Source organism: Serratia entomophila (assembly GCF_021462285.1).
Taxonomy (GTDB): Bacteria; Pseudomonadota; Gammaproteobacteria; order Enterobacterales; family Enterobacteriaceae; genus Serratia; species Serratia entomophila.
Map to the genome: position 1 here is coordinate 936790 of NZ_CP082787.1, position 22471 is coordinate 959260.

Below are 22471 nucleotides of genomic sequence, written 5' to 3' on the forward strand. Positions count from 1 at the left end.
GGGGCCTTCAGCCCGCGAAAGCCTTTTGCCGGTTAAACAGCCGTTTACTTATCTGCTGCTATCATTAAGCTGATTTGGCGTTGCGAGCGCGGGTATTTGCCGCTGCTGCGCAAGCCTGTGTTGCAGTGCGGCTATCTGTGGCGCTGCATTTGGTCATGCCGGTGGTTCGGTGCAAGAAAGGAGAAGTATGATATGAGCAGAAAAGACAAGCTCGCTGCGGCCCTGTTGGCCATCTTCCTGGGGGGGCTGGGCATTCACAAATTTTATCTGGGCATGAAGTGGTGGGGGCTGTTCTATCTGGTATTCTGCTGGACGGGGATCCCGTCTGTTATCGGCTTTATTGAAGGTATCTACTATCTCTTCCTGTCGGAAGACAAGTTCAACCAGAAATATAATCCTGGGTTGATTTAACGTCTTCTTGCGCCGCTGCCTTTTCCTAAAGGAAGCGGCGTATTTCTTTGTCGTTATGGCTTGATCATCATTATTCTGCTGAAGATATCTATGTAGTCTTTATGGTTACATATATCTGTTTGGTGTGATTCAATAAAATATCCTTGGCCTTTGAATATATTTTATTCTTTTTTTATTTTTGGGGCGTTGGCCAGCATTAATTAATCGTGGCGTTAGCTGGCTTGGAAGGATGATGAACAAAGCGGGTTTCAGCCTTGCTCATAGATCACATCGCGCCTCAGCGCTTCTTCAGCCGCGGCAGCATGCGCACCAGCGCATTGTCCTTAACGATGTAATGATGGAACAGCGCGGCGGCGGCGTGCAGGCCAATCAGCCAATAGCCGAACGACGCCAGCGTCTTGTGCCAGCCGATAATCATCCGCGCCTGCGGCCGATCCGCCACGTCGGCAAAGGGCATCGGCAGGCCGAACAGGAACCACTCCTTGCCGCCCAGGTAGCGCGAATACACGCCCAGCACCGGCAGCGTCAGCAACAGCAGGTAGATGAGGGCATGCACCAGATGCGCCATGCCGGTTTGCCATTTCGGCGGTTTGGGCGTGATGGCGGGGGCGGTGTGGCGCCAGCGCAGCAACAGGCGTGCGAGCATCAATACGAACACCGTGACTCCGCAGCTGAAGTGGGTGACGACCAGCGTGTACCACAGCGCGGTACCCGGCTCGGCAAAGCCGCGCAGTTCAATGGCGGTGCAGGTGATGACCAACAGGATCGCAACCAGCCAGTGCAGACGGATCTGCATCGGCATATAAGTGTTCTGCACCGGGTTACCTTTTGATGTTAAATCGCATGTCTGCCGATAGTAACCAAATGTTACCGGGGGAGAAAGCGCCGGGAGCAATTTCTCCCGGCGAGAGGAGGCCTGGTTTCCTTCAGCTTTAGTTCAGCTTGGCCTTGGCGAAGTCGCTGCCGTTCACGTCAACCACGTAGCCGCTCAGGTTGCTGCGGGTGGCGTAGAACACCTTGCCGGTCGCCAACGGCAGCCAGGGAGCCTGCTGGGCGAAAATCACCTGCGCTTGCTGATAGAGCTTGGCGCGCTCTTCCGGTTTGCTCACCTGAATCGCCTGCTGGATCAGCCGATCGTAGTCCTTGTCGCACCAGCGCGATACGTTGGCGCCGCTTTGCACGCCGGCGCAGCTGAGCAGGGTGGCGAAGTTGTCCGGATCGCCGTTATCCGACACCCAGCCATACAGCGCGCTCTGTTGTTCCCCTTTGCGCAGCCCGGCCAGATACTGGCCCCACTCCCAGGTGACAATCTTGGCCTTTACCCCTACCTTGGCCCAGTCGCTCTGGATCATCTCGGCGATGCGTTTGGAATTGGGGTTGTAAGGGCGTTGCACCGGCATCGACCAGATATCGGTCTCGAAGCCTTTCTCCAGCCCGGCCTGCTTCAGCAACGCGCGCGCCTTCTCGGGATCGTAGCCGTACTCCGGCAGCTTGCCGTTGTAACCCAGCATGCCCGGCGGCAGCACCGAATAGGCCGGGGTACCGCTGTCTTTGAACACCGCGGCGACGATCGCCTTCTTGTCCACCGCATAGCTCAGCGCCTGGCGCACCAGCAGGTTATCGAACGGCTTTTTCTGGGTGTTGAACGCCAGATAACCGACGTTCAGGCCGGTAATGTTGTGCAGCTGCAGGTTTTTATCGGCGTTGATGGCGTCAAACTGTTCCGGCAGCGGGGCGGGGATAATCTGGCATTCGTTGGTTTTCAGCTTGGCCAGCCGGGTTTGCGGATCCGGGGTGATGGAGAAGATCAGATGCTTGCTGGCCACTTCGCCCTGCCAGTAGTGCGGATTGGCGACGTAGCGGATCAGCGAGTCCAGCTTGTACTGTTGCAGGGCATAGGGGCCGGTGCCGATCGGCCAGTTATCGACGTTTTCCGGCGTGCCCTTCTTCAGCATCGCATCGGCGTACTCGGCGGAGAGAATAGAGGCGAAATCCATGCTCCAGTCGGCCAGGAAGGCGGCGTTGGGCTGGCTCAGGGTAAAGCGCACGTGGCTGTCATCCACCGCCTCCACCTTGTCGATCAGCTTGTCCAGCCCCATGTCGGTGAAGTACTCGTAGTTGCCGCCGGACACCTTGTGATACGGGTTATTGGCGTCTTTCTGGCGCATCACGGTGAACACCACGTCTTCGGCGTTGAAGTCGCGCGTCGGGGTGAAGTATTTGTTGCTGTTGAATTTCACCCCTTTGCGCAGCGTAAAGGTATAGGTTTTGCCGTCCGGGCTGATGGTCCATTCGGTGGCCAGCGAAGGCGCCGGAGTTTTATCGCTTTCGCGCAGCGTCACCAGGCGGTTGTACAGCACCTGCGAGGTGGCGATAAAGGTTGGCCCGGAGCTGGAAAGCTGCGGATTGAACGACTCCGGCGAAGCCACGGTGCAGTACACCAGGGTGTCTGAGGCGGCCAGCGCGCTGCCGGCGCCGAGCATGCCGGCGCCCGCTAACAGCAAAGCGGCGGTAGGGTGTTTTAAAGGCATCAAGGCAATATTCTCTCTGGTTGGTGAGCGCCGCGAGGCAAACTGATTTAACTATAGATAATGGATGGCGGGAGGTGAACCTGTTCATTCTGTGCGCCCTCCATTGCTCGCCGTTGCGCGGCAGATCTACACTGCAAATATTCGCCCAATTTCCAAGGACTCGCCATGACTCACTTTCGCCCCGTCGCCCTCGAACACGCCAGCCGCCTGCTCAACCACGGCCCGACGGTATTGATCACCAGCCGCAGCCGCGACGGCGCCAAACGCAACCTGATGGCGGCCGCCTGGTCGATGCCGGTAGAGTTCAGCCCGCCGCGCATCGCCATCGTGGTGGACAAGGGGGCGCACAGTCGGCAAATGATCGAGGAGAGCGGCGCGTTCGGCATTTGCGTGCCGGCGGCGATGTTCATCGACACCACCTACGCCGTCGGCAGCGTCTCCGGGCTGGAAGAGGACAAGTTTTCCCGCTTCAATATCACCGCGGCCCCCAGCGCCACGCTGAATGTGCCGCTGATCGAACAGGGCTGCGTCGCCTGGCTGGAGTGTCGGCTGCTGCCGGAGAGCGGCGCGCAGGAAAAATACGATACCTGCTTTGGCGAGGTGCTGAGCGCGGCGGCGGATGAGCGGGTGTTCCAGCATGGCCGCTGGAATTTCGCCGACGCCGATGCGAGCCTGCACACCATCCATCACCTGGGCGCCGGCAATTTTATCCGCAGCGGCGATACGCTGCGGGCCAAAACGCCCTGAGGGCAGGCGGCGCCATTAGTTATTGGCGTCGTAACGTTCGCGGGCGGCATCCAGTTCGGGGAAGTGGTATTCGGCCCATCTGTCGAGCGTCGCCAGGGTGTCGACCAGCGAACAGGCCACGGCGGTGAGGCGGTATTCAACGTGCGCCGCTTTTTTCACGCTGAAGTCCAGTCGTTCAATCAGGCCGTTGCGTTCCAGCTGCCGCAGCGTTTGCGTCAGCACCTTCTGCGAGATCCCCTCGACGCGCCGCAACAGTTCGCCATTGCGCATCGGCCGGGCGGCCAGCGCCGGCAAGATCAGCATCACCCATTTTCCTGAAATCAGCGCCAGCGCATCGCGCGCAGAGCACTTGCTGGAATACACGTCGCCGGGAAACGCCATCGGGTGGTTACCTCCAGGTGCGTAATTGAAAACGGATGCGGAAAGCCACAGCATAGCAGCACACCCCGATTTTTGGAGAGGCACGATGAAGGTTCTGATTGTACTGGCGCATCCCGAACCGCGATCCTTTAACGCGCATCTGGCGGAGCAGGCCCGGCTGGCTTATCAGGCGCAGGGGCATCAGGTAAAGGTTATCGATCTCTATCAGGAAGGCTTCGATCCGCGGGAAGGGGCAGGCAATTATCCCGGCAGAAAGAACGCGGACAAATTCGATCCGATGCAGGAGCAGCGGCACCACTGGAATAACCAACAATTGCCCGCAGAGGTCCAGCGCCATATCGATTTGCTGCGCGAGGCCGATATGCTGATCCTGCAATTTCCCTTCTGGTGGTTCGGCGCGCCGGCCATCATCAAGGGCTGGATGGATCGGGTATTCGTTTACGGCGGTTTGTACGACAGCCGCCACCGCCATGAGAACGGCGTGATGCGCGGCAAGCGGGCGCTGCTGGCCGTTACCGCCGGCGCTTCCGCTCAGGCCTGCGCGCCCGACGGCCGGGATGGCGACATGCGGCTGATGCTGTGGCCGATCATGCATGCGCTGCACTATATCGGTTTTAGCGTGTTGGAGTCGTTTCTGGTCTATGGGGTGCGCGGCGGGCTGGCGGGCGAGGAACTGCGGGCGCAAACCGCCGCGCTGGCGCAGGTGGCGCAGGATTATCGGGCCAGATTGGGCTCCCTGGCGGCCTGGCCGGAGGTGCCGTTCAATCGCAACGAAGATTTCACCGCTGAGCTGGCGCTGAAACCCGGCGCGCCGGAATACAGCCCGTTCGTGCGGCACCGCGATCCGGTTTAGAAGCCCGCCTTCAGCAGCTCCTCGCGCAAATCGTCGATAATCGCCGGTTCGATGTCGGGGAACTGCTGCTGGATATCGGCGATGGCGTCGGCCACGCTGTGGCCGCTGAAGGTGCCCGAGAAGGGCACCAGCGGCAGGTTGGCGTCGCTGTCCGGCAGCTCGCCGCGGAGGGTGCCGGTGATCATGCCCGCTTTTTTTTCCGCCGTGAGGTCGTATTCCCCCACGTTTTTGTCGATAGGTTTCATTGGCTGCCTCGCAGTCGGTGAGTGTTTATCCTGTTCTGTTAAAGCATAGTGTTTCAGACAATGAATACCAATCAATGTATATAATATTAATATAAAACAATATGATGCGATTTTTTGTCGTTTGACGTTCACCGGGGGCCGGCGCTATGCTCTTGGCGCTAAGGGACCTTCCTTAATGACAGGGACAGACGACATGAAAAGACTGAAAAGTGCGGCGCTGTTGTTGCCGCTGTTGGCGCTCAGCGCCTGCGCCAATCACGCCGGCAGCGCGGAACAGCACGCCAGGCACTACGTTTACCAGACTCGCGACGATTTCGATCCGCAGTTCCGCACCCATGTTAACGGCAGCATTAAAAACGCCATTCCGATGTTCGAGCAATTTTATCAGCTGGGCAAAAAAGACCGGGCGGCGGGCGTCGCCAGAAGCGCAGCGCAGAAGAAGGCCGATTACCTGGCCAGCGCCGAATTCCAACAGGGAATGGAACGCAAAAACGTATTCATCAATCACAGCTATAGCGGCACCGCCAACGCCAAATACAAGCGGGTATTGTCGCAGGAGGCCGTTGGCGCTTTCTGGGACGGCTATGAAGGGCGCTGAGCTTAATCCCATATAAACAGCAGGTAATAAAGACTGGTCATAGACGCATTATTTGATTATAAACACCGCCATTAAGGACGATGTCCAAACCTGAAATGGAGTGTTTATGTTAAAGCGTTCGATTGCCGCTGCGTTACTGATGCTGCTGCTGCTGCTGCTGCCCGCCGCCCATGCGGCCGATTACCGTGCGGGCGAGCAATACACCCGGCTGGATAAGCCGGTGGCCACCGCGCCGGCGGTAGTGGAGTTTTTCTCCTTCTACTGCGGCCCTTGTTATCAGTTCGCCGATACCTATCGCGTAGGCAGTACCGTTGCTCAGGCGCTGCCCGCCGGCGAGAAGCTGACCAAGTATCACGTCAGCCTGATGGGCAAACTGGGCAATGAGCTGACCGAAGCCTGGGCGGTGGCGACGGTGTTGGGCGTAGAAGACAAGATTGAAGGGGCGATGTTCGACGCGGTGCAGAAACAGCGCGCCGTCAACAGCGCCGAAGATATTCAGCGGGTGTTCACGGCGGCCGGCGTGGATGCCGCTACCTATGAAAACGCGCGCCACAGCCTGCTGGTCAAAGGATTGATCGCCAGGCAGAACGAAGCGGTGAAGGCGCTGGACGTGCGCGCCACACCGTCGTTCTACGTTGCCGGCAAATACAAGATAGACAATGCCGGCATGGCCAGCACCAGCGTTGAAGGCTACGCCAAAGAGTACGCTGCGGTGGTGCGTTACCTGTTGGATACGCAGCCCTAAATCGGGCGGAGTTATTTCTCGGCCGGCAGATCCAGCGCCTGGCGCAGCTCATCGCGAGCCTGGCGGTATTGCTGCTGGAAGTCCTGCTGGTGCGAGATCTGCTGGCTGATCACGCTGCCGGCAATGCGGCCCATCTCGATGTCGGACGGGTAATGAATGCCCGCCACCACGCGGTTATCGCCGTATTGCCAGGCGCGGGTCATGATTTCCGCGCGCTTCTCCGGCACCATGTTGGCCAGGGTAATGCCCATCAGCGTGCCCAGCGTGGTATGGCCGGAGGGCCAGGAGCCGGAGCTGGAGCGCTTGACGATAGGTTCAATGCGGCTGTCCAGCATGTGCGGGCGTGGGCGCTTCCAAAAATCTTTGGCGGGATCGACCACCGCCGCTTCGGTCGCAACGATGCGATCGAAGAATGCGCCCACCGCCGGCAGCGCCTTGGCGTTGAATTTCGGCCCCATCACATTGCCGTAGACCCACACATTTTCTTGCGCATCCGCCTTGGCCTGGCTGGCCATTTCCGGGGTGCGTTTCTGCTGCATATCAACCACTTCCTGCAGCTCCCGCCGGGTTTGCGCCGAGTCGTTGGCCGGCGGCGGCGGCAGAATGCGCGTCAGGTCTACCTGCTGGGCAGTGGTGAACGGCTGCGCTTCTTCCGCAGCATAAACGCTGAACGCCGGCAGGGCGCCGGCGGTGAACAGGCACAGGGCTAAGGTCGATTTTTGTAGGAATTTCATTGCGCAATGTCCGTGGTGTCAAATGGGAGGAATGGGCTGCGCTCTATATTTGGCGATTAATATGACGTTCGCATGGCGCTATTGTGGCGGATTGATGACGTGCCCAGCGTTTTCTGCAGAGAGGGGAGTGATAACGGCTGACGGGGCCAGCCGTTGCGGCGCATCAGGAGCTCAGGGTCGCCAGGCGGGTGGCGAAACCGAGGAACAGCAGGCCGATCAGACCGTTGCCTAATTTGGCCAACCCTTTCTTATGGTTGAAGAAGTGCGCCAACATTGCGCCGGAGAAGATCAAGGTGGTCATATAGATAAAGCTGACCGACTCGAGGATCAACGCCAGAATGGTGAACGACAGCCCGGTGTGCGCATAGTTGAAGTCGATAAACTGCACGAAGAACGAGACGTAAAACAGGATTGCCTTGGGGTTGGTCAGGCTTAGCGTCAGCGATTTGCGCAGAATGCTGTGGCTGCCTTCAACCTGCTGCTGTTGCGCTGCGGCCTTTTGCACAAAGGTGGCGTAGAGGATCTTCGCACCAAGGAACAGCAGGTAGATAGCGCCGAGGAAGCGCACCAGGGTAAACAGGAACGGCGTGGTGCGGATCAGCGAGGCCACGCCGATATAGGCGCAGAAAATCAGGATCGCATCGCCGATAAACACCCCCAGCGCGGCGGTATAGCCGGCGCGCACGCCGCGTGATACGCCGGTCTTCAGCACGTACAGCGTATTCGGGCCCGGCAAAATGATGATGAAGATCACACCGGCCAAATAGGTCCACAGGTTCAGGACGCCAAAACTCTCTAACACAATAACCTCTCCATGCGCGCAACAAACAGGCAAAAACACTGGCCACGCCGGTGGCCGGCCGCGATCCTAACGCTGCATGCGCGGGTTGGCAACGTAATAAACTTCATGTTGTTGCCCAAAAATTGTCATGGCGGGCGTTCCCGCAGAATTAAAAAGCAAGACCCGAAGTGTTTGCTTTCCGGCTCACCGCTATGCTGTTCAACACAGACCTACCGCAGTGAGGAACGGATGATGAAACAAACAATCGACAGCGCCGACCCGCGCTGGCAGGCGATCGTCAGGCGCGATAAAAACGCCGACGGCAGCTTTATCTACGGGGTAAAAACCACCGGCGTGTACTGTTCGCCCTCATGCCCGTCGCGCCAGCCTAACCTGCGGAACGTTGAGCTGTTCGACGACGCGGCGCAGGCCGAGGCGGCCGGCTACCGGCCGTGCAAACGCTGCCGCCAGGGGCTGACCCCGCTGTCGGAACAGCACGCGCAGCAGATAGCCAAAGCCTGTCGCTATATCGAACAGGCGGAAAAGGCGCCTTCGCTGCAGGCGCTGGCCAGCCACGTCGGGCTGAGCAGCTATCATTTTCACCGCCTGTTCAAGGCCATCACCGGGCTGACGCCGAAAGGCTACGCCGATGCGCACCGCAGCCAACGGCTGCGTGAACGGTTGGCGCAGCAGGAGACGGTCACCGACGCGATATTCGACGCCGGGTACGGCTCTAACGGGCATTTTTATCAACAGTCCAACGCCACGTTGGGCATGACGCCGAAAGCGTTTCGTGCGGGAGGTAAAGGCATGCACATTCATTTCGCGGTAGGGCGCTGTTCGCTGGGGGATATTCTGGTGGCGCAAAGCCAGCTGGGCATCTGCGCCATTTTGCTGGGCGACGATGCCCAGCAACTGGTGCAGGACCTGCAGGATAAATTCCCCAACGCCGAGCTGATCGGCGGCGATGCGCAGTTTGAAGCGCTGATGGCGCAGGTGGTGGGCTTTATCGAAGCGCCGGGCGCCGGGCTGGCGCTGCCGCTGGACATTCGCGGCACCGCGTTTCAGCAGCGGGTGTGGCAGGCGCTGCGCACCATTCCGGTCGGCCAGACCTTCAGCTATGCCGATATCGCCCGCCTGATTGGCGCGCCGAAGGCGGTGCGCGCGGTGGCCGGCGCCTGCGCCGCCAATATGCTGGCGGTGGCGATCCCCTGCCACCGGGTGGTGCGCAACGACGGGGCGTTGTCCGGTTACCGGTGGGGCGTGGAGCGCAAGCGTGCGCTGCTGGATCGGGAGGCGCAGTCATGATGAGCAGGCTGGAGGCGCGGCTGGCGGCGCTCGACTGGCCGGAAACGCTGCGCCAGCTCGACGCGCAGGGATGCGCCCGCCTGCCGGCGCTGCTCAACGCCGACGAGTGCCGCCAGCTGGCGGCGCTGTATCCGCAGGGCGAGCATTTTCGCAGCCATGTCATCATGGCGCGCCACGGCTTTGGGCGCGGCGAATACCGCTATTTCGCCTACCCGCTGCCGCCGCTGGTGGCCGGGCTGCGCAGCCGGCTCTATGCGCGGCTGGCGCCGGTGGCCAACCGCTGGAACGCCATGATGGGCATCGACGTCAGCTATCCGGCGGCGCATGAGGATTACCTGGCCGATTGCCATCGTGCGGGCCAGCTGCGGCCAACGCCGCTGCTGTTGCAGTATGCGGCGGGAGATTACAACTGCCTGCATCAGGATCTGTATGGCGAGCGGGTGTTTCCGCTGCAGGCGGCGTTTTTGCTTTCCGCGCCGCAGCGGGATTTTACCGGCGGTGAGTTCGTGCTCACCGAACAACGGCCGCGCATGCAGAGCCGGCCGGAGGTGGTGCCGCTGCAGCAGGGGGACGCGGTGGTCTTCGCCGTGCATCACCGGCCGGTACAGGGCGGCAAAGGCTATTACCGGGTGAACATGCGCCACGGCGTCAGCCGCATTCGCAGCGGGCAGCGCCACACCCTGGGGGTGATATTCCATGATGCGCTATAGCTTGCGCGCCAGCAGCGTGGCGAACCGCAGGGAAATGCGGTTACCGGCGGCATCGGTCTTGTGCAACTGCCCCAGCTCTTCGTTGTACTTGAGGATTTCCCAACCTCGATAATAGCGGCTCAGTTCTCCCGGCTTGAAGGTGAACGGGAAGGGCAGCGGGCAAGGGGTGTTCGGGGTATCCATCGCCGCGACGATCAGGTTGTGGCCGCCGCTGAGAGTGCTGTCCTGCATAGTCTGAATGAGGCTCGGTATTCGCTGCGCATCAAGGAACATCAGCACCACGGTGGAGAGAATGAAATCGTACTGGCCGCTGAAACTGTGGCTGTTGAGATCCTGCACCCCGGCGCGCAGGCGCAACAGCCGCTCCGCGTCGATAATCTGATTGAGGCGCTCAATCGAAGGCGCGTGCTTGTCCCAGGCGGTGACGTCGAAGCCTTTCAGGTTCAGGTACAGCGCGTTGCGCCCGCCGCCGCAGCCCAGATCCAGCGTCTTGCCCGGTGCGATGCGCGCGGCGGCTTCGATCACTTCGGAGTGGGTGCGCGTCAGCGAGTATTTTTTATGGTAGTAATCTTCCGGCGTGCAGTAGAAGGCCAGCCGGCAAGCCATGTCGTCCGAGCAGGAGACGATGCGGTGCCACTGCTGCGGCTCGATAAACGGCGGCTGGCTTTCGGGGGTGAACTGCCAGGTTTCGGTAGTCTCGCCTTCTTCGGTCATTATGGCGAAGGTCAGGCTGCCGCTCAGCAGCGTCAGCTTCGCCCAGGTGCCGCTCTGGGTGTTATGCCGTTGGCGAAAGGCCTCCGGCAGGGTGGCGCTGTTCCATTCGGGCAAGGTTTTATAGCAAAGCAACCGATCCATTAATCTCTCCTCAAGCTTGGCGAACAAAGTGATTTTATATGATGTATGTAAAATACATCTTTTTGGTCACCTTGCACATGTTTGAAAACCTCAAAGAGGCTCGGCGTGATTTAAACTGGATTGTGCCCGCCGGCTGGGCTAACTTCACAGCAGCCTATGCATAACGATCAGGGAAAAGATGCCATTACGCCGTGTGATTCAATCCAAACTCTTGCGCCCGTTGAGCCTGGCCGCGCTGCTGGTGCTGGCCGGGTGCGCCAGTAAAACCGCCACCACTCCCCCTGCGGCGCGCCCCGCCGACGTGAAGGCGCAACTGGTGCGGCTGATGCCGGCCAACGCCAGCGATCGTCAGGGCTGGGCCACCGACATCACCGCCGCGTTCGCCGCCCAGGGCATCGAACCGAGCAACGAGAATTTGTGTTCCGTGCTGGCGGTGACCGAGCAGGAGTCGACCTTCCAGGCCAGCCCGCAGGTGCCGGGGCTGGCGAAAATCGCCTGGAAAGAGATCGATCGGCGCGCCGACCAACTGCATATCCCTAATTTCCTGGTGCATACCGCCTTGCTGATCAAATCGTCTAACGGCAAGAGCTACAGCGAACGGCTGGACAAGGTGCGCACCGAGAAAGACTTGAGCGATATCTTCGATGACATGATCAACCGGGTGCCGATGGGGCAGACGTTGTTCGGCAAGCTGAATCCGGTGCATACCGGCGGCCCGATGCAGGTGAGCATCGCCTTTGCCGAAGCGCATGCGAAAGGGTATCCGTATCCCATCGACGGCTCAGTCCGCCGTGAAGTGTTCAGCCGCCGCGGCGGCATGTATTTCGGCATCGCGCACCTGTTGGGTTATCCGGCCGACTACAGCCGGCCGATTTACCGCTTCGCCGATTTCAACGCCGGCTGGTACGCCAGCCGCAACGCGGCGTTCCAAAGCGCGGTCAGCCGGGCGAGCGGCATTCCGCTGGCGCTGGACGGCGATCTGATCAACTACGGCACCGACAAACCCGGCTCCACCGAGCTGGCGGTGCGCACCCTCGGTAAGCGGCTGGACATGAGCGATTCCGCCATTCGCCGGGCGCTGGAAAAGGGCGATCGGCTCGACTTTGCCGACACCGATCTCTATGAGCGAGTTTATGCGTTGGCGGAGAAAACCACCGGCGGCAAATTGCCGCGGGAAATGCTGCCGGGCATCCAGCTGGAAAGCCCGAAAATCACCCGCAAGCTGACCACCGCCTGGTTCGCCAAGCGGGTGGACGAGCGGCGGCAGCGCTGCATGGCGCGGGCCGGCGGTTAAGTCTGAGGTGCAGCGCCGTGAGTGACGGGGTACGTCACCCGCGGCGCATCGGCCCTACGCGCTGCGGCGCGGGTTGGTCAGGCCGAAGTTGAAGTTATTGCAGCGGTTGCAGAACTCTTTCATTACCGGCGGGGTGTCCATCATCGGCACCTTCACTTCAATAAACGCCAGCCGATCCTGCCGCGAGGCGTGTTCCAGCGCCATCTCCAGCTGCTGGGTGGTTTCCACCGCCACGCTGAACGGTGCGGCGCCGGTATTCAGCACCGCCGGCAATCTGGCGTAGTCCCACGGCCCGATGTCGTTGTAGGACGAATTTTCCCCAAGAATATAGCGTTCGATGGTGTAGCCCGCGTTATTGATCAGGAAGATGATCGGCTTTTGCTCGCAGCGCAGCAGGGTAGAGATTTCCTGCGCGGTAAGCTGGAAGGAGCCGTCGCCGATAAACAGCAGATGCCGCCGCTCCGGCGCCGCCATCAGGGTACCGAGCAGCGCCGGCAGGGTGTAACCGATCGAGCCCCAAATGGGCTGGTTCACCACCGTCACGCCGTCGGGCATGCGCATGCCGCCGATGGCTGCGCCCGAGGTGCCGTTTTCCACCACCAATACGTCATCCTGCCGAATAAAGCGCTGCATGCGTTGCCAGAAGTAGGCCTGATCGATCGCCGCTTCGCCCGGCGTGGCCAGTTTATCACGCGGGTTAGGCAGCGGTGCCTGAGGGGCCGCCGCCGGCCCTTCATCCAGCTCCAGCAGCGCCTGCAGCAGGTCCGCCGCCGCCACCGCCGGATAGGAGGTGTTGTCCAGCTTCATCGAGAATGGCTGAATGTCGATCTGTGCGGCCGCAGGGATTTGATGCGAGAAGTAACCGGTGGTGGAATCCACCAGGCGCACGCCGAAGCTCAGCACGCAGTCGGCATGGGCCATGTGATCGTACAGCTCGGGGCGCGACAGGTTGCCGCTGTAACCGCCCATCCAGCCTGGGGTGCTTTCCGGGATGATGCACTTGGCCGTGGGCATAGCGGTCAACGGGATGGCGAAGCGCTGCGCCACCGCGATCGTCAGCTGCTGCAGCTGGTAGCGATCGACCATCTGGTCGACCAGAATAATCGGCCGCTGTGCGCGCCTGATCCGCGCCAGCAGCGCCATGGCGGCAAGCTGGACGTTATATTTATCGCTGGTCGGCAGCTGCGGCGGCGTGGGCTTTGCCGCTATTTCAATTTCCACGTCGCAAATATCCGAAGGCAGCTGCAGATAGACCGGTTTCTTTTCTGTCCAGGCACGGGAAATAACCCGTGGGATTTCCTGCGCCGCATTTTCCGGCGTAATTAATGCCTGAGCGACGGTAAATTGTTTGAAGCAGTTCATCACGTTGTCGAAATTGCCATCGGCCAGCGTATGGTGCAGCAGCTGGTGGTTTTTCATTGCATGCAATGGCGGCGTGCCGGACAGGCAAATAACCGGCGCCGATTCGGCATAGGCGCCGGCGATGCCGGACAGGGCGGCCAGGTCCCCCACGCCATAGGTGGTGATCAACGCGCCCGCCCCCTTCAGCCGCGCATAGCCGTCTGCCGCATAGGAGGCATTCAGCTCATTGCAGTTGCCGATAAACGTCAGCTGCGGGTCCTGCTCAAGCAGTTCCAGCAGGCTCAGGTTATAGTCGCCCGGCACGCCATAAATGCGATCGATGTTCAGGGCGCGAAGCTGTTGCAGAATGAATGACCCGATAGTTATTTTCATTGGTTGCTCCGGATTATTTATTTTTCTTTTTCAGGCAGAAACAGCAAAGTAGATTGCTGGCGATGTTGTGCTGCGATAATTAACAGTTATTTAAACCTGAGGGTTGTTCAAGCCGGAGCGGGCAGGTGGAAAATAGGCGGTTGTAGCAGGCGGTTTACGTCGCTAATTGCCTGTACGAGTCGTATGGCTATTTAAGTGCGTGGGCAGGTGGTATTTTTCATTGGCGCGATATCAGCATGAAAATGGCCAGAGACCGTGCGGCATAAAGCAACAAGTATTCAACGCGGGTACTTTTAACGGAGAGGGAAATCCCGGCGCGCTGTTTCGCTGATTTTCTATGAATGCGCGCTATGAAGAAAAACCGGCTGCGTACAAATTGCATGAAACCAACGCGTAACCTGATTGGAACAAAATTATAACAATTGCAAATGCGGCCCATCGCCGACGCGTCATGTTTGCTTTACGGCTTTCATCGCCCGCGCAGCGGCGCGATTGTGCCGCAACCCCGTCTACGGGCAGCAAGCATAACGTGGCGGCCATCACACTATGCCCGGAAATGTGCGTAAACTATTCTCTACAATCGGAAGGCGAGTGCATTTTATGCCGGTAATGCGGAGTTTTCCGACAGACCGCCCCTTGAACGAAACGTAGGCTGAGCGCCCAGCCCGGCAACGGGTCTTACTACGGCTAAACTTAACCAAAGCACAATGAGCCGTTGGATAAATTAGATACAGCTTGATCTTGCCTAAACGATAGGTAAGAATCCTCGGCCGTATTTTTTACAGGAGCTTTACGATGTTTTTTCAACGGACTCTTTTAGCATGTTCACTGGCGTTGATATTTCCTGCACTACCTTCTTACGCTGAGGTTGGTGCAGAAAGTAGCAACTCCGTACAGGCTGAAAAACCGGGTCTATGGCAGCGCTTCACCGATAACGTGGCGGAGACCTGGAACAACTCGCCCAACCACGATCTCTATATCCCGGCCATCACCTGGCACAACCGTTGGGCTTACGATGACGAGCACATCGACAAGTACAACGAACGCCCGTGGGGCGCCGGCTACGGCATTTCCCGCTACGACAGCGACGGCGATTGGCACGGCATCTATGTGATGGCGTTCAAGGACTCGTTCAATAAGTGGGAGCCGATCGGCGGCTATGCCTATGAGAAGATCTGGCGCCCGCTGGAAGACAAAGATTTCCGCCTGGGGCTGGGCTTTACCGCCAGCGTCACCGCGCGTGACAACTGGAACTACATCCCTATCCCGGCGCCGCTGCCGTTGGCCTCTGTCGGCTATAAACGGCTGACTTTCCAGGCCACCTATATTCCGGGTACCTATAACAACGGTAACGTGTTCTTCGCCTGGCTGCGCTGGCAGTTCTGAGTGGCGGCGGAAAATTACCTGAATTCCTAAAAAGGCCGCGGCCGACAGAGATAAAGGAACTTGTCCCTTTTGGCGGCGTCGGAAGAGATGACCCGGCGCATTGCGCTGATTGCACGCCGTTATTACAGGAGTTTTACCACCATGAACACCAAACATCGTTTACTGCTGGCGCTGACTTTGACCGCAACACTGGCCAGCGGCGCATCCCAGGCCGCCGGGCTGATGGACTCCCTCAGCAGCGCAGCCGGCGAGCTGAGCAAATCATCGGGCAGCGGTAACGGCGGCATGTCTCTTTCATCGCTGACCGGGCTGTTGAACGGCGGCGACAAAGCCTTGAGCTCCAACAGCATGACCAACGCCGCCGGCATTTTGCAGTACTGCGTGAAAAACAATGTGCTGTCGGCTAGCGGCACCGAAGGGGTTAAAGACCAATTGCTCAGCAAGTTGGGCATCAGCAGCACGGAAAACGCCAAAAGCGAGGGCTACCAGCAAGGGTTAGGCGGCCTGCTGCAGACCGGTGAAGGCAAGAGCCTGGATCTGAACAACCTGGGCACCGCGCAAATCACCGAAAAAGTGAAGCAAAAAGCCTGCGATCTGGTGCTGAAGCAGGGCAAGTCCTTTATCTCCTGACAGACCTGGCGGCGGAGCGCTCCGCCGCTTTCTCATTTGCATAAGCCGAAAAATGAAAAAGACTCTGATGATCGCCCTGTTCGCGGGGATAGGCATGCTGCAGGGGTGCGCTACGAAAACCAACGACGCGCCGCCGCCGCCGCAGGCGAAACCGATAGGTATGGCGAATCCCGCTGACGTGTACTGCACGGAGATAGGCGGCAAGCTGAACGCCAAGCAAAACGCCGACGGCCAGTACTCCACCTGCACCTTGCCGAATGGCCAGGAAGTTGAAAGTTGGGCGCTGTTCCGCCGCGACCACCCGGTGAAGAAATAACGCCCGCGCGTTAAAATTCGCCGTCGCTGATGGCGTGAAACTGCTCGCCGCTGCCGGTTTGTAGCGTCAGCGGCATGCGCCAGCCGCTGTTTTGCCCCAGAATGAAGGGCCGGGAGCGGAAGCTGCAGCCGCTTTTGATATTCTTGATTTTCATTACGTATTCCTTCGCCAAATCCACTTTGACGTCGAAGCTGCCGGCGGTAGGAATAAACACCTCGGCCAACTGCTGCGGCGCGCCCGCGGTTTCCAGCTTGACCAATACCGCAAAAGCATTGCCCCGATTATCCAGCGTCAAGCGATGCGCATTGCCGCCTGCCCGGCGCTCGGGTTGGTGCAGGTAGCCGGCCGATGGCGGCCAGGGCTGCCCGGCGTTGTCGTGCAGCGGGCCGCCGCACGGCTCGCGCGCCTCGCGCAGCGGCATTTCGCGCTTGATGGCGCGGTTGTAGTCGGCGGGCGACGCGGTGACCGACTCATCGTCATGCTGATGCGCGCGCAAATAGCGTTTAGCGCTGAGTACCCCGAGGGCAACCAGCATAAAGAAGACAAAAATCGTCAGGCGACTTTTGAAAATCAGCCCGAACAGCCTACCCGGTAATTGAAACAGCCACCTTGCGATTGTCGATAACATCATTTTCCCTTAACGCCCAGGCCGTTACGTCTGCGGTAACGTTGCCTGCCTCAGTATAGCCAACATCCTGCGGGCTAAAATCCCTCATCGGCATTTTCTTCAGCAAAAAGCATTGTACGATTTTGTACGTTTATGTACATTTGTGATCACTTATGCGCCACCGGAAAAAGTCGATGTCCAAACTGCTGCCCAATGAACGCCACCAGGCGATCCTCGCCGCGCTCCAGCAGGAGGGGCGGGTGCTGGCGCTGGAAATGGCGCAACGGCTGAACACCACCGAGGCGACTGTTCGCCGCGATCTCCGCCAGCTGGCGGCGCAGAACCTCTGCAAACGCATCTATGGCGGCGCATTGGCGCCAACCCCGGCCAACGGCCCCGTTGCCGAACGCCTGATGCTGAGCGGCGATGAGAAGCAGGCGCTGGCGCAGGCTGCGTTGGCGCTGCTGGGGGAAGGCCAGCTGATATTTCTCGACGCCGGCAGCACCCATCTGTACCTGGCCGATCTGCTGCCGCGCGACAGGCGGCTGACGGTGGTCACCAACGCACTGAGTATCGCCGGCAAAATGCTTGAGCGCCCCGGGATCCGCACCATCCTGATCGGCGGCGAGCTGGACGCCGAAGTAGGGGGCTGCGTGGACGCCAGGGCGGCGGCGGAGATCGACGGTTTTCATTTCGATATCGTCTTTACCGGCATCTGCGCCTATGACCCGATCGGCGGCTTCTCGGCCCTGAGTTATCAGGATGCCCAGTTCAAGAAACGGCTGCTCACCCGCGCCGGCAGCGTGGCGGTGCTGTGCACCCGCGACAAGCTCAATACCTATGCTCCCTATCCCTTCATGCCCGCCGGGCGGGTGGATCACTTGATCACCGCGCAGGGGCGGCACCCGCAGCTTGAACAGCAGGTGGCGCAGGGCGGCGGCAAGGTGCTGTACAGCGATTTATCAACCGGAGAGTGATGATGAAAATAGCCCATGTTGCATTATGGACCCGCGATATCGACGCGCAGCTGGCGTTCTGGCAGCGCTATTTCAACGCAACGGCGGGGGAGGAGTACGTCAGCCGCAACCGGCCTGGGTTTGTCTCGCGGTTTATCAGCCTGGCTTCAGGCCCGACGCTGGAGATCATGCGCCTGCCTCAGCTGTTGCCGCCGCAGGCGCAGGAGGAACGCGTCGGCTGGGCGCATATCGCCCTGTCGCTCGGCAGCGAGCAGCAGGTCGACGGCCTGGCGCAGCGCGCGCAGCGGGATGGCATTCTGCAGGCCGCGCCGCGCCGGACCGGCGACGGTTTCTATGAGGCGATCATTCGCGATCCGGACGGTAACGCCATCGAAATTACCGCCTGATCACTCCTCTTCAATCTCGGCGAACTGCTGCCCAAGATAGTCGAGCAGCAGCCGCACCGCCGGCAGCAGGCCGCGGCGTGACGGATAAACCGCATGCACCACGCCGCCCTGCGGCTGCCAGCCGGGCAACAGCTGCACCAGTTCGCCGCGCAGCATGTCGTCGCGCATCATCATCGACGGCAGCTGCACGATGCCGGCGCCGGCAATAGCGGCGGTGCGCAGCATCAGCATATCGTCGGTCACCAGCCGTGGCGCGTGCTCCCATTCCACCTTTTCACCCTGCGGCCCGGTTAGCCGCCATTGATGCTGCGCGCGCGCCGGGCCGAGATCGAGCGTTGGGTATTTACGCAGATCTTCCGGCTGACGCACCGGCCCCAGCGTGCGTACCAGCGCGGGGCTGGCGGCCACGCACCAGGTTCGCTGCGCCAGGATCTTCAGCACCAGATCGCTGTCTTCCAGCGGCGGCGGCCGCACGCGGATCGCCAGGTCCAGGCCTTCCCCCACCACGTCTACCCGCCGGTTAGTCGCCTCGAGATGGACGCTAACCTTGGGATAATCAGCCATAAAGGCCGCTACCATGCTGCCGACGCGGGTGTGCAGGATCGCCACCGGGCAGGACATGCGCACCGTGCCGCAGGGTTCGGCGCGGGTCCGTTCGATCGCCTGCTGCGCGGCTTCCGCCTCAACCAGCATCGCCTTGCAATGCGCGTAATAGTTCTGGCCGACGTCGGTAACGGAGAAACGCCGGGTCGAGCGCTGAATTAAGCGCACGCCCAGGCGTTCTTCCAGCAGCGCCACCCGGCGGCTGAGCTTGGATTTGGGGATGCCGAGCGCCCGCCCGGCAGGGGCGAACCCTTGGTGATCGACCACGCTGGCGAAGAAAAACAGATCGTTCAGATCGGTAAACATCATGGCCCCATCGTTCCATCAGTAGAACGCTGAGTGTACATCTTGCCTACTACTTCAGCAAACCCGGTTGAATTAAACTTCTGCCATCAACTTAAGGTCGTGAGACCTGAAACAGGAGTTCAAGATGAAAAAGATCCTCGGTATTAACAACAGCCCTGAAGCCCACTGGGTCGGTAATGGTTTCCTGGTGAATTCGCTGTTCTCCTACAACGATCTGGGGGCGGAAATGAGCCCGTTCCTGCTGTTGGATCACGCTGCGCCAACCAAATTCCGCTCCGCCTCCGGCACCCGCGGCGTTGGCCAGCACCCGCATCGCGGTTTTGAGACGGTGACCATCGTTTATCAGGGTGAAGTGGAGCATCGCGATTCCACCGGCAGCGGCGGGGTAATTGGCCCCGGCGATGTGCAGTGGATGACGGCCGCTTCCGGCATTCTGCACGAAGAGTTCCATTCCCGGGACTTCTCGCGTAACGGCGGCACCATGGAAATGGTGCAGCTGTGGGTCAACCTGCCGGCCAAAGACAAAATGGCCGCACCGGGTTACCAGACGCTGCTGAACGCCGATATTCCGGTAGTTTCGCTGGCGGATGGCGCAGGGCAGGTGCGGGTGATCGCCGGTAACTTCGACGGCCACGCCGGCCCGGCGCGCACCTTCAGCCCGCTTAACCTGTGGGATATGAAGCTGAATGCCGGCCACAGCACCACCCTGCGGGTGCAGGAAGGCCATACTCTGGCGCTGGTGATGCTGCATGGCGCCATTTTGGTCAACGGCGAAGAGGTGGTGCGTGAAACCCAGATGGTGCGTTTTGACCGCGCAGGGGATTCCGTCACCCTCGAAGCCAACAACGACGTCACCTTGCTGGTGCTGAGCGGCGAGCCGATTGAAGAGCCTATCGTCGGTTACGGGCCATTTGTAATGAACAGCGATGCGGAAATTCAGCAGGCGTTCAGCGATTTCAACAGCGGCAAGTTCGGCAGCATGAAAGCGGAGGCTGACGGCGTCTGAGGCCGGGCCGAGCCGGGGCGTTTTCCCCGGCTCGGTAACTACACTTAACCTACCTTCTGCCCGTCCGGCTGTGCGGCCGGAGGGCAGACATCCGCAACCATCAAACCCCAAAAGGAGAAAACCATGGCTGCAAATTACCAACGCCTCGACAAGGACCAGGCTGCCGTATTGCTGGTTGACCATCAGGCAGGGCTGCTTTCGCTGGTGCGCGATATCGATCCCGATCGTTTCAAAAACAACGTACTGGCGCTGGGTGATTTAGCGAAGTACTTCAATCTGCCGACCATTCTGACCACCAGTTTCGAGAACGGCCCCAACGGCCCGCTAGTACCGGAACTGAAGGCCCAATTCCCCGACGCCCCTTTTATTCCTCGCCCTGGGCAGATCAACGCCTGGGATAATGACGACTTCGTCAAGGCAGTGAAGGCCACCGGCCGCAAGCAGCTGATTATCGCCGGCGTGGTGACCGAGGTATGCGTGGCGTTCCCGGCGATCTCGGCGCTCAAGGAAGGTTTTGAGGTGTTTGTGGTTACCGACGCCTCCGGAACCTTTAACGAGCTGACGCGCCAGTCAGCCTGGAGCCGGATGGAGGCCGCAGGTGCGCAGCTGATGACCTGGTTTGGCGTGGCCTGTGAGCTGCACCGCGACTGGCGTAACGACGTGGAAGGTCTGGGGGCGCTGTTCTCCAACCATATCCCCGACTACCGTAACCTGATGACCAGCTACAACCAGCTGACCGGCGGTAAATAATCTTGCTCGGGGCAACGTTTAGTTGCTCCTTTTTACATAAAAAATCTGTTTTATTTACGCTAACCGTTTGTTTCTATAATGGTATTTTCAAGTTTCGTCCTGCTAAGAGTAATTTCGTAATTTCATCAATTATTTAAATGATTCATTAACTATAGATTTCTTTAGGCAACAATCTATCTTTTTGTTCTTTGTGATTTGTTTTCAGACTTTCCCATCTGGTTTTGATTTAGCCAATCCCATCTGCTATATAACTCATGTTTAAGAATAATTCTAATAAATAAAACAGGTTTTATTATTTTTGCCTGATTTTTTGTAAAAAAGGTATATGGACATAAGAAATTAATATTACAGAATTTCGACACAGCAAGAGGGATGAGTAATGAATGCATTCAGAGATAAGCTTAAGGCTCATGTTCATCACGTGGCCTCGGTAGGGCAGCATTGCAATACGGAAGAAACGACTAAACAGGCGCTCATCTTGCCTTTATTAGAAACACTGGGTTTTCATCCTTATGATCCCACAAAGGTAAAGGCTGAGTATGGTGCTGATTTTCCTGGGGTAAAGGTCGGGGAGCGAGTGGATTATGCTCTTTTTTGTCATGCGGTCCCGGTCATGTTTATTGAGGCTAAGTCTTTCAGCCAAAATTTAACAAACCATAGCCCTCAACTTTCTCGCTATTTTAACGCAACCCCAGAGGTGACAGTTTCTGCGATAACTAATGGAAAAGAGTGGCGATTCTTCACCGATCTGAAAGATAAAAACATCATGGATGATGCGCCATTTTTAAAGATAGATTTTAGTGATTTAAATGATTCTGATATTGAACAGCTTTATAGATTTAGACATGACCAGTTCCAACCGGAAGCGTTAAGAACTTTGGCAGAAGAAAGTATCTATCTGACATCGTTTACAAAAACGATTAGTGCCAGTCTAAGAGATGTTGACTTAGATTTTGTAAGGTATGTAGCGAATCGTTCCAATGTACAGCGCCAACTGAACCAACGCTTTCTTGAAACAATCACTCCGCTGGTACGTCTTGCCGTCGAAAAAGCCGTTAGTGCGATGGTAGTTTCTGGGCTGTCAGTGACTACGGAAAGCGCAACTGGGCTAGCTTTGGAAAGTGGCGATGTGAACCAACTTGATCCCTTAGCTCCAATCGTTGACCCAGAAAACAGCAAAATAGTGACAACCTATACTGAAAGGGCACTATTCGATAATGTAGCGATGATCCTGGGTGGCGAAGCAGATCTCAGCGCCAAGGATACTGAGAGCTATTACAGTATTCTTTTCCAGGGCAAAACGACACGATGGATCTTACGTTACTTCGACAATAAGCAACGGCCTACTATTTTACTTCCGCTGGAGATCGATGATGCCCGGCACGCGGAAATCACCCGAGCAGGTTTGGAGCTTGCAGCTGGGGGGCATATCATCATTGATCGCCCAGAAAATATCTTGAGATTAACTGGATTGATCATTGATTCTTATAAGTATTGTATTGATGACGAGAACTTCAGGCAAAAGAAAAAAGACAAGCCAGGTAGTTAGATTGTGTTAGGTAGGATTGGCTCTTGCG

General features: G+C 58.6%; 26 protein-coding genes. 16 read left to right on the plus strand and 10 right to left on the minus strand.

Annotated features, from left to right (window positions below; genetic code table 11):
- The first annotated feature begins 192 nt into the window (after nucleotides 1-192).
- Nucleotides 193-411 (plus strand): TM2 domain-containing protein, encoded by a 219-nt coding sequence (locus KHA73_RS04355; RefSeq protein WP_234589312.1) that lies wholly within the window; start codon nucleotides 193-195, stop codon nucleotides 409-411.
- Nucleotides 412-688: 277 nt separating this feature from the next.
- Here the strand turns inward: KHA73_RS04355 and cybB are convergent, their stop codons facing one another.
- A complete protein-coding gene (gene cybB / locus KHA73_RS04360; RefSeq protein WP_234591185.1) occupies nucleotides 689-1213 on the minus strand; it encodes a cytochrome b561 in 525 nt (174 codons plus the stop codon).
- 130 nt (nucleotides 1214-1343) lie between these two features.
- On the minus strand, nucleotides 1344-2942 hold the full coding sequence (locus tag KHA73_RS04365; RefSeq protein WP_234589313.1) for an ABC transporter substrate-binding protein: 1599 nt from the start codon (nucleotides 2940-2942) through the stop codon (nucleotides 1344-1346).
- Nucleotides 2943-3107: 165 nt separating this feature from the next.
- Between KHA73_RS04365 and KHA73_RS04370 the strand changes: the two genes are divergently transcribed.
- Nucleotides 3108-3689 (plus strand): flavin reductase family protein, encoded by a 582-nt coding sequence (locus KHA73_RS04370; RefSeq protein WP_234589315.1) that lies wholly within the window; start codon nucleotides 3108-3110, stop codon nucleotides 3687-3689.
- A 15-nt stretch (nucleotides 3690-3704) separates the two neighbouring features.
- Here KHA73_RS04370 and KHA73_RS04375 read toward each other — a convergent pair whose 3' ends face one another.
- Nucleotides 3705-4070, minus strand: coding sequence for a winged helix-turn-helix transcriptional regulator (locus KHA73_RS04375; RefSeq protein WP_234589317.1), 366 nt, complete (start codon nucleotides 4068-4070; stop codon nucleotides 3705-3707).
- Nucleotides 4071-4155: 85 nt separating this feature from the next.
- Here KHA73_RS04375 and KHA73_RS04380 point away from each other — a divergent pair, with 85 nt between their 5' ends.
- On the plus strand, nucleotides 4156-4923 hold the full coding sequence (locus KHA73_RS04380) for an NAD(P)H-dependent oxidoreductase (protein ID WP_234589319.1): 768 nt from the start codon (nucleotides 4156-4158) through the stop codon (nucleotides 4921-4923).
- On the opposite strand, the gene KHA73_RS04385 is transcribed toward KHA73_RS04380, so the two are convergent.
- Nucleotides 4920-5168, minus strand: coding sequence for a hypothetical protein (locus KHA73_RS04385; RefSeq protein ID WP_234589321.1), 249 nt, complete (start codon nucleotides 5166-5168; stop codon nucleotides 4920-4922). The two genes, KHA73_RS04380 and KHA73_RS04385, sit on opposite strands and share 4 nt — an antisense overlap.
- Nucleotides 5169-5361: 193 nt before the next feature.
- Here KHA73_RS04385 and KHA73_RS04390 point away from each other — a divergent pair, with 193 nt between their 5' ends.
- Nucleotides 5362-5766, plus strand: coding sequence for an Exc2 family lipoprotein (locus KHA73_RS04390; protein ID WP_234589323.1), 405 nt, complete (start codon nucleotides 5362-5364; stop codon nucleotides 5764-5766).
- 106 nt (nucleotides 5767-5872) lie between these two features.
- Nucleotides 5873-6511, plus strand: coding sequence for a DsbA family protein (locus tag KHA73_RS04395; protein WP_234589324.1), 639 nt, complete (start codon nucleotides 5873-5875; stop codon nucleotides 6509-6511).
- Nucleotides 6512-6522: 11 nt separating this feature from the next.
- Here the strand turns inward: KHA73_RS04395 and KHA73_RS04400 are convergent, their stop codons facing one another.
- Together KHA73_RS04400 and leuE are read right to left on the minus strand one after the other, a co-directional pair.
- On the minus strand, nucleotides 6523-7245 hold the full coding sequence (locus KHA73_RS04400) for an acid phosphatase (RefSeq protein WP_234589326.1): 723 nt from the start codon (nucleotides 7243-7245) through the stop codon (nucleotides 6523-6525).
- A 163-nt stretch (nucleotides 7246-7408) separates the two neighbouring features.
- Nucleotides 7409-8047 carry a leucine efflux protein LeuE gene (gene leuE, locus KHA73_RS04405; RefSeq protein WP_234589328.1) on the minus strand — a complete coding sequence of 213 codons (639 nt, stop codon included), beginning with the start codon at nucleotides 8045-8047 and terminating at the stop codon, nucleotides 7409-7411.
- Nucleotides 8048-8278: 231 nt separating this feature from the next.
- On the opposite strand from leuE, the gene ada reads away from it, so the two are divergent.
- The gene (gene ada / locus KHA73_RS04410) at nucleotides 8279-9334 is read left to right on the plus strand and encodes a bifunctional DNA-binding transcriptional regulator/O6-methylguanine-DNA methyltransferase Ada (protein ID WP_234589330.1); all 1056 of its coding nucleotides are present in this window, start codon (nucleotides 8279-8281) and stop codon (nucleotides 9332-9334) included.
- Entirely contained in the window at nucleotides 9331-10044 is a 714-nt protein-coding gene (locus KHA73_RS04415; RefSeq protein WP_234589331.1) for a 2OG-Fe(II) oxygenase, read from the plus strand. Before ada ends, KHA73_RS04415 begins: the two co-directional genes overlap by 4 nt.
- Here KHA73_RS04415 and tehB read toward each other — a convergent pair.
- The gene (tehB, locus tag KHA73_RS04420) at nucleotides 10039-10899 is read right to left on the minus strand and encodes an SAM-dependent methyltransferase TehB (protein ID WP_234589333.1); all 861 of its coding nucleotides are present in this window, start codon (nucleotides 10897-10899) and stop codon (nucleotides 10039-10041) included. The genes KHA73_RS04415 and tehB overlap by 6 nt on opposite strands.
- A 178-nt stretch (nucleotides 10900-11077) precedes the next feature.
- On the opposite strand from tehB, the gene KHA73_RS04425 reads away from it, so the two are divergent.
- On the plus strand, nucleotides 11078-12193 hold the full coding sequence (locus tag KHA73_RS04425) for a DUF1615 domain-containing protein (protein ID WP_234589342.1): 1116 nt from the start codon (nucleotides 11078-11080) through the stop codon (nucleotides 12191-12193).
- 54 nt (nucleotides 12194-12247) lie between these two features.
- Here the strand turns inward: KHA73_RS04425 and KHA73_RS04430 are convergent, their stop codons facing one another.
- Complete coding sequence (locus tag KHA73_RS04430) at nucleotides 12248-13927, minus strand: alpha-keto acid decarboxylase family protein (protein ID WP_234589344.1); 1680 nt, start codon at nucleotides 13925-13927, stop codon at nucleotides 12248-12250.
- A 795-nt stretch (nucleotides 13928-14722) separates the two neighbouring features.
- Between KHA73_RS04430 and pagP the strand changes: the two genes are divergently transcribed.
- The 3 genes from pagP (at nucleotide 14723) to KHA73_RS04445 (ending at nucleotide 16259) form a co-directional block, all read left to right on the plus strand.
- A complete protein-coding gene (gene pagP, locus KHA73_RS04435) occupies nucleotides 14723-15313 on the plus strand; it encodes a lipid IV(A) palmitoyltransferase PagP (protein WP_234589345.1) in 591 nt (196 codons plus the stop codon).
- Between the two features lie 141 nt (nucleotides 15314-15454).
- Nucleotides 15455-15943, plus strand: coding sequence for a DUF2501 domain-containing protein (locus KHA73_RS04440; protein ID WP_234589347.1), 489 nt, complete (start codon nucleotides 15455-15457; stop codon nucleotides 15941-15943).
- 52 nt (nucleotides 15944-15995) lie between these two features.
- Nucleotides 15996-16259 carry a putative hemolysin gene (locus tag KHA73_RS04445; protein WP_234589349.1) on the plus strand — a complete coding sequence of 88 codons (264 nt, stop codon included), beginning with the start codon at nucleotides 15996-15998 and terminating at the stop codon, nucleotides 16257-16259.
- 10 nt (nucleotides 16260-16269) lie between these two features.
- Here KHA73_RS04445 and KHA73_RS04450 read toward each other — a convergent pair whose 3' ends face one another.
- On the minus strand, nucleotides 16270-16887 hold the full coding sequence (locus KHA73_RS04450) for a hypothetical protein (RefSeq protein WP_234589351.1): 618 nt from the start codon (nucleotides 16885-16887) through the stop codon (nucleotides 16270-16272).
- A 173-nt stretch (nucleotides 16888-17060) separates the two neighbouring features.
- Between KHA73_RS04450 and KHA73_RS04455 the strand changes: the two genes are divergently transcribed.
- Together KHA73_RS04455 and KHA73_RS04460 are read left to right on the plus strand one after the other, a co-directional pair.
- On the plus strand, nucleotides 17061-17843 hold the full coding sequence (locus KHA73_RS04455) for a DeoR/GlpR family DNA-binding transcription regulator (RefSeq protein ID WP_234589352.1): 783 nt from the start codon (nucleotides 17061-17063) through the stop codon (nucleotides 17841-17843).
- A gap of 2 nt (nucleotides 17844-17845) precedes the next feature.
- Nucleotides 17846-18229, plus strand: coding sequence for a VOC family protein (locus KHA73_RS04460; RefSeq protein ID WP_234589354.1), 384 nt, complete (start codon nucleotides 17846-17848; stop codon nucleotides 18227-18229).
- Here the strand turns inward: KHA73_RS04460 and KHA73_RS04465 are convergent, their stop codons facing one another.
- Nucleotides 18230-19138, minus strand: a complete 909-nt coding sequence (locus tag KHA73_RS04465; RefSeq protein WP_234591187.1) for a LysR family transcriptional regulator — start codon at nucleotides 19136-19138, stop codon at nucleotides 18230-18232. It abuts the gene before it with no gap.
- 124 nt (nucleotides 19139-19262) lie between these two features.
- Between KHA73_RS04465 and KHA73_RS04470 the strand changes: the two genes are divergently transcribed.
- The 3 genes from KHA73_RS04470 to KHA73_RS04480 all read left to right on the plus strand — a co-directional run bounded on the left by KHA73_RS04470 (nucleotide 19263) and on the right by KHA73_RS04480 (nucleotide 22443).
- Nucleotides 19263-20144, plus strand: coding sequence for a pirin family protein (locus tag KHA73_RS04470; protein ID WP_234589356.1), 882 nt, complete (start codon nucleotides 19263-19265; stop codon nucleotides 20142-20144).
- Nucleotides 20145-20267: 123 nt separating this feature from the next.
- Nucleotides 20268-20894, plus strand: coding sequence for an isochorismate family cysteine hydrolase YcaC (gene ycaC / locus KHA73_RS04475; RefSeq protein ID WP_234589357.1), 627 nt, complete (start codon nucleotides 20268-20270; stop codon nucleotides 20892-20894).
- Nucleotides 20895-21273: 379 nt separating this feature from the next.
- Nucleotides 21274-22443, plus strand: coding sequence for a type I restriction endonuclease (locus KHA73_RS04480; protein ID WP_234589358.1), 1170 nt, complete (start codon nucleotides 21274-21276; stop codon nucleotides 22441-22443).
- Nucleotides 22444-22471 lie beyond the last annotated feature (28 nt).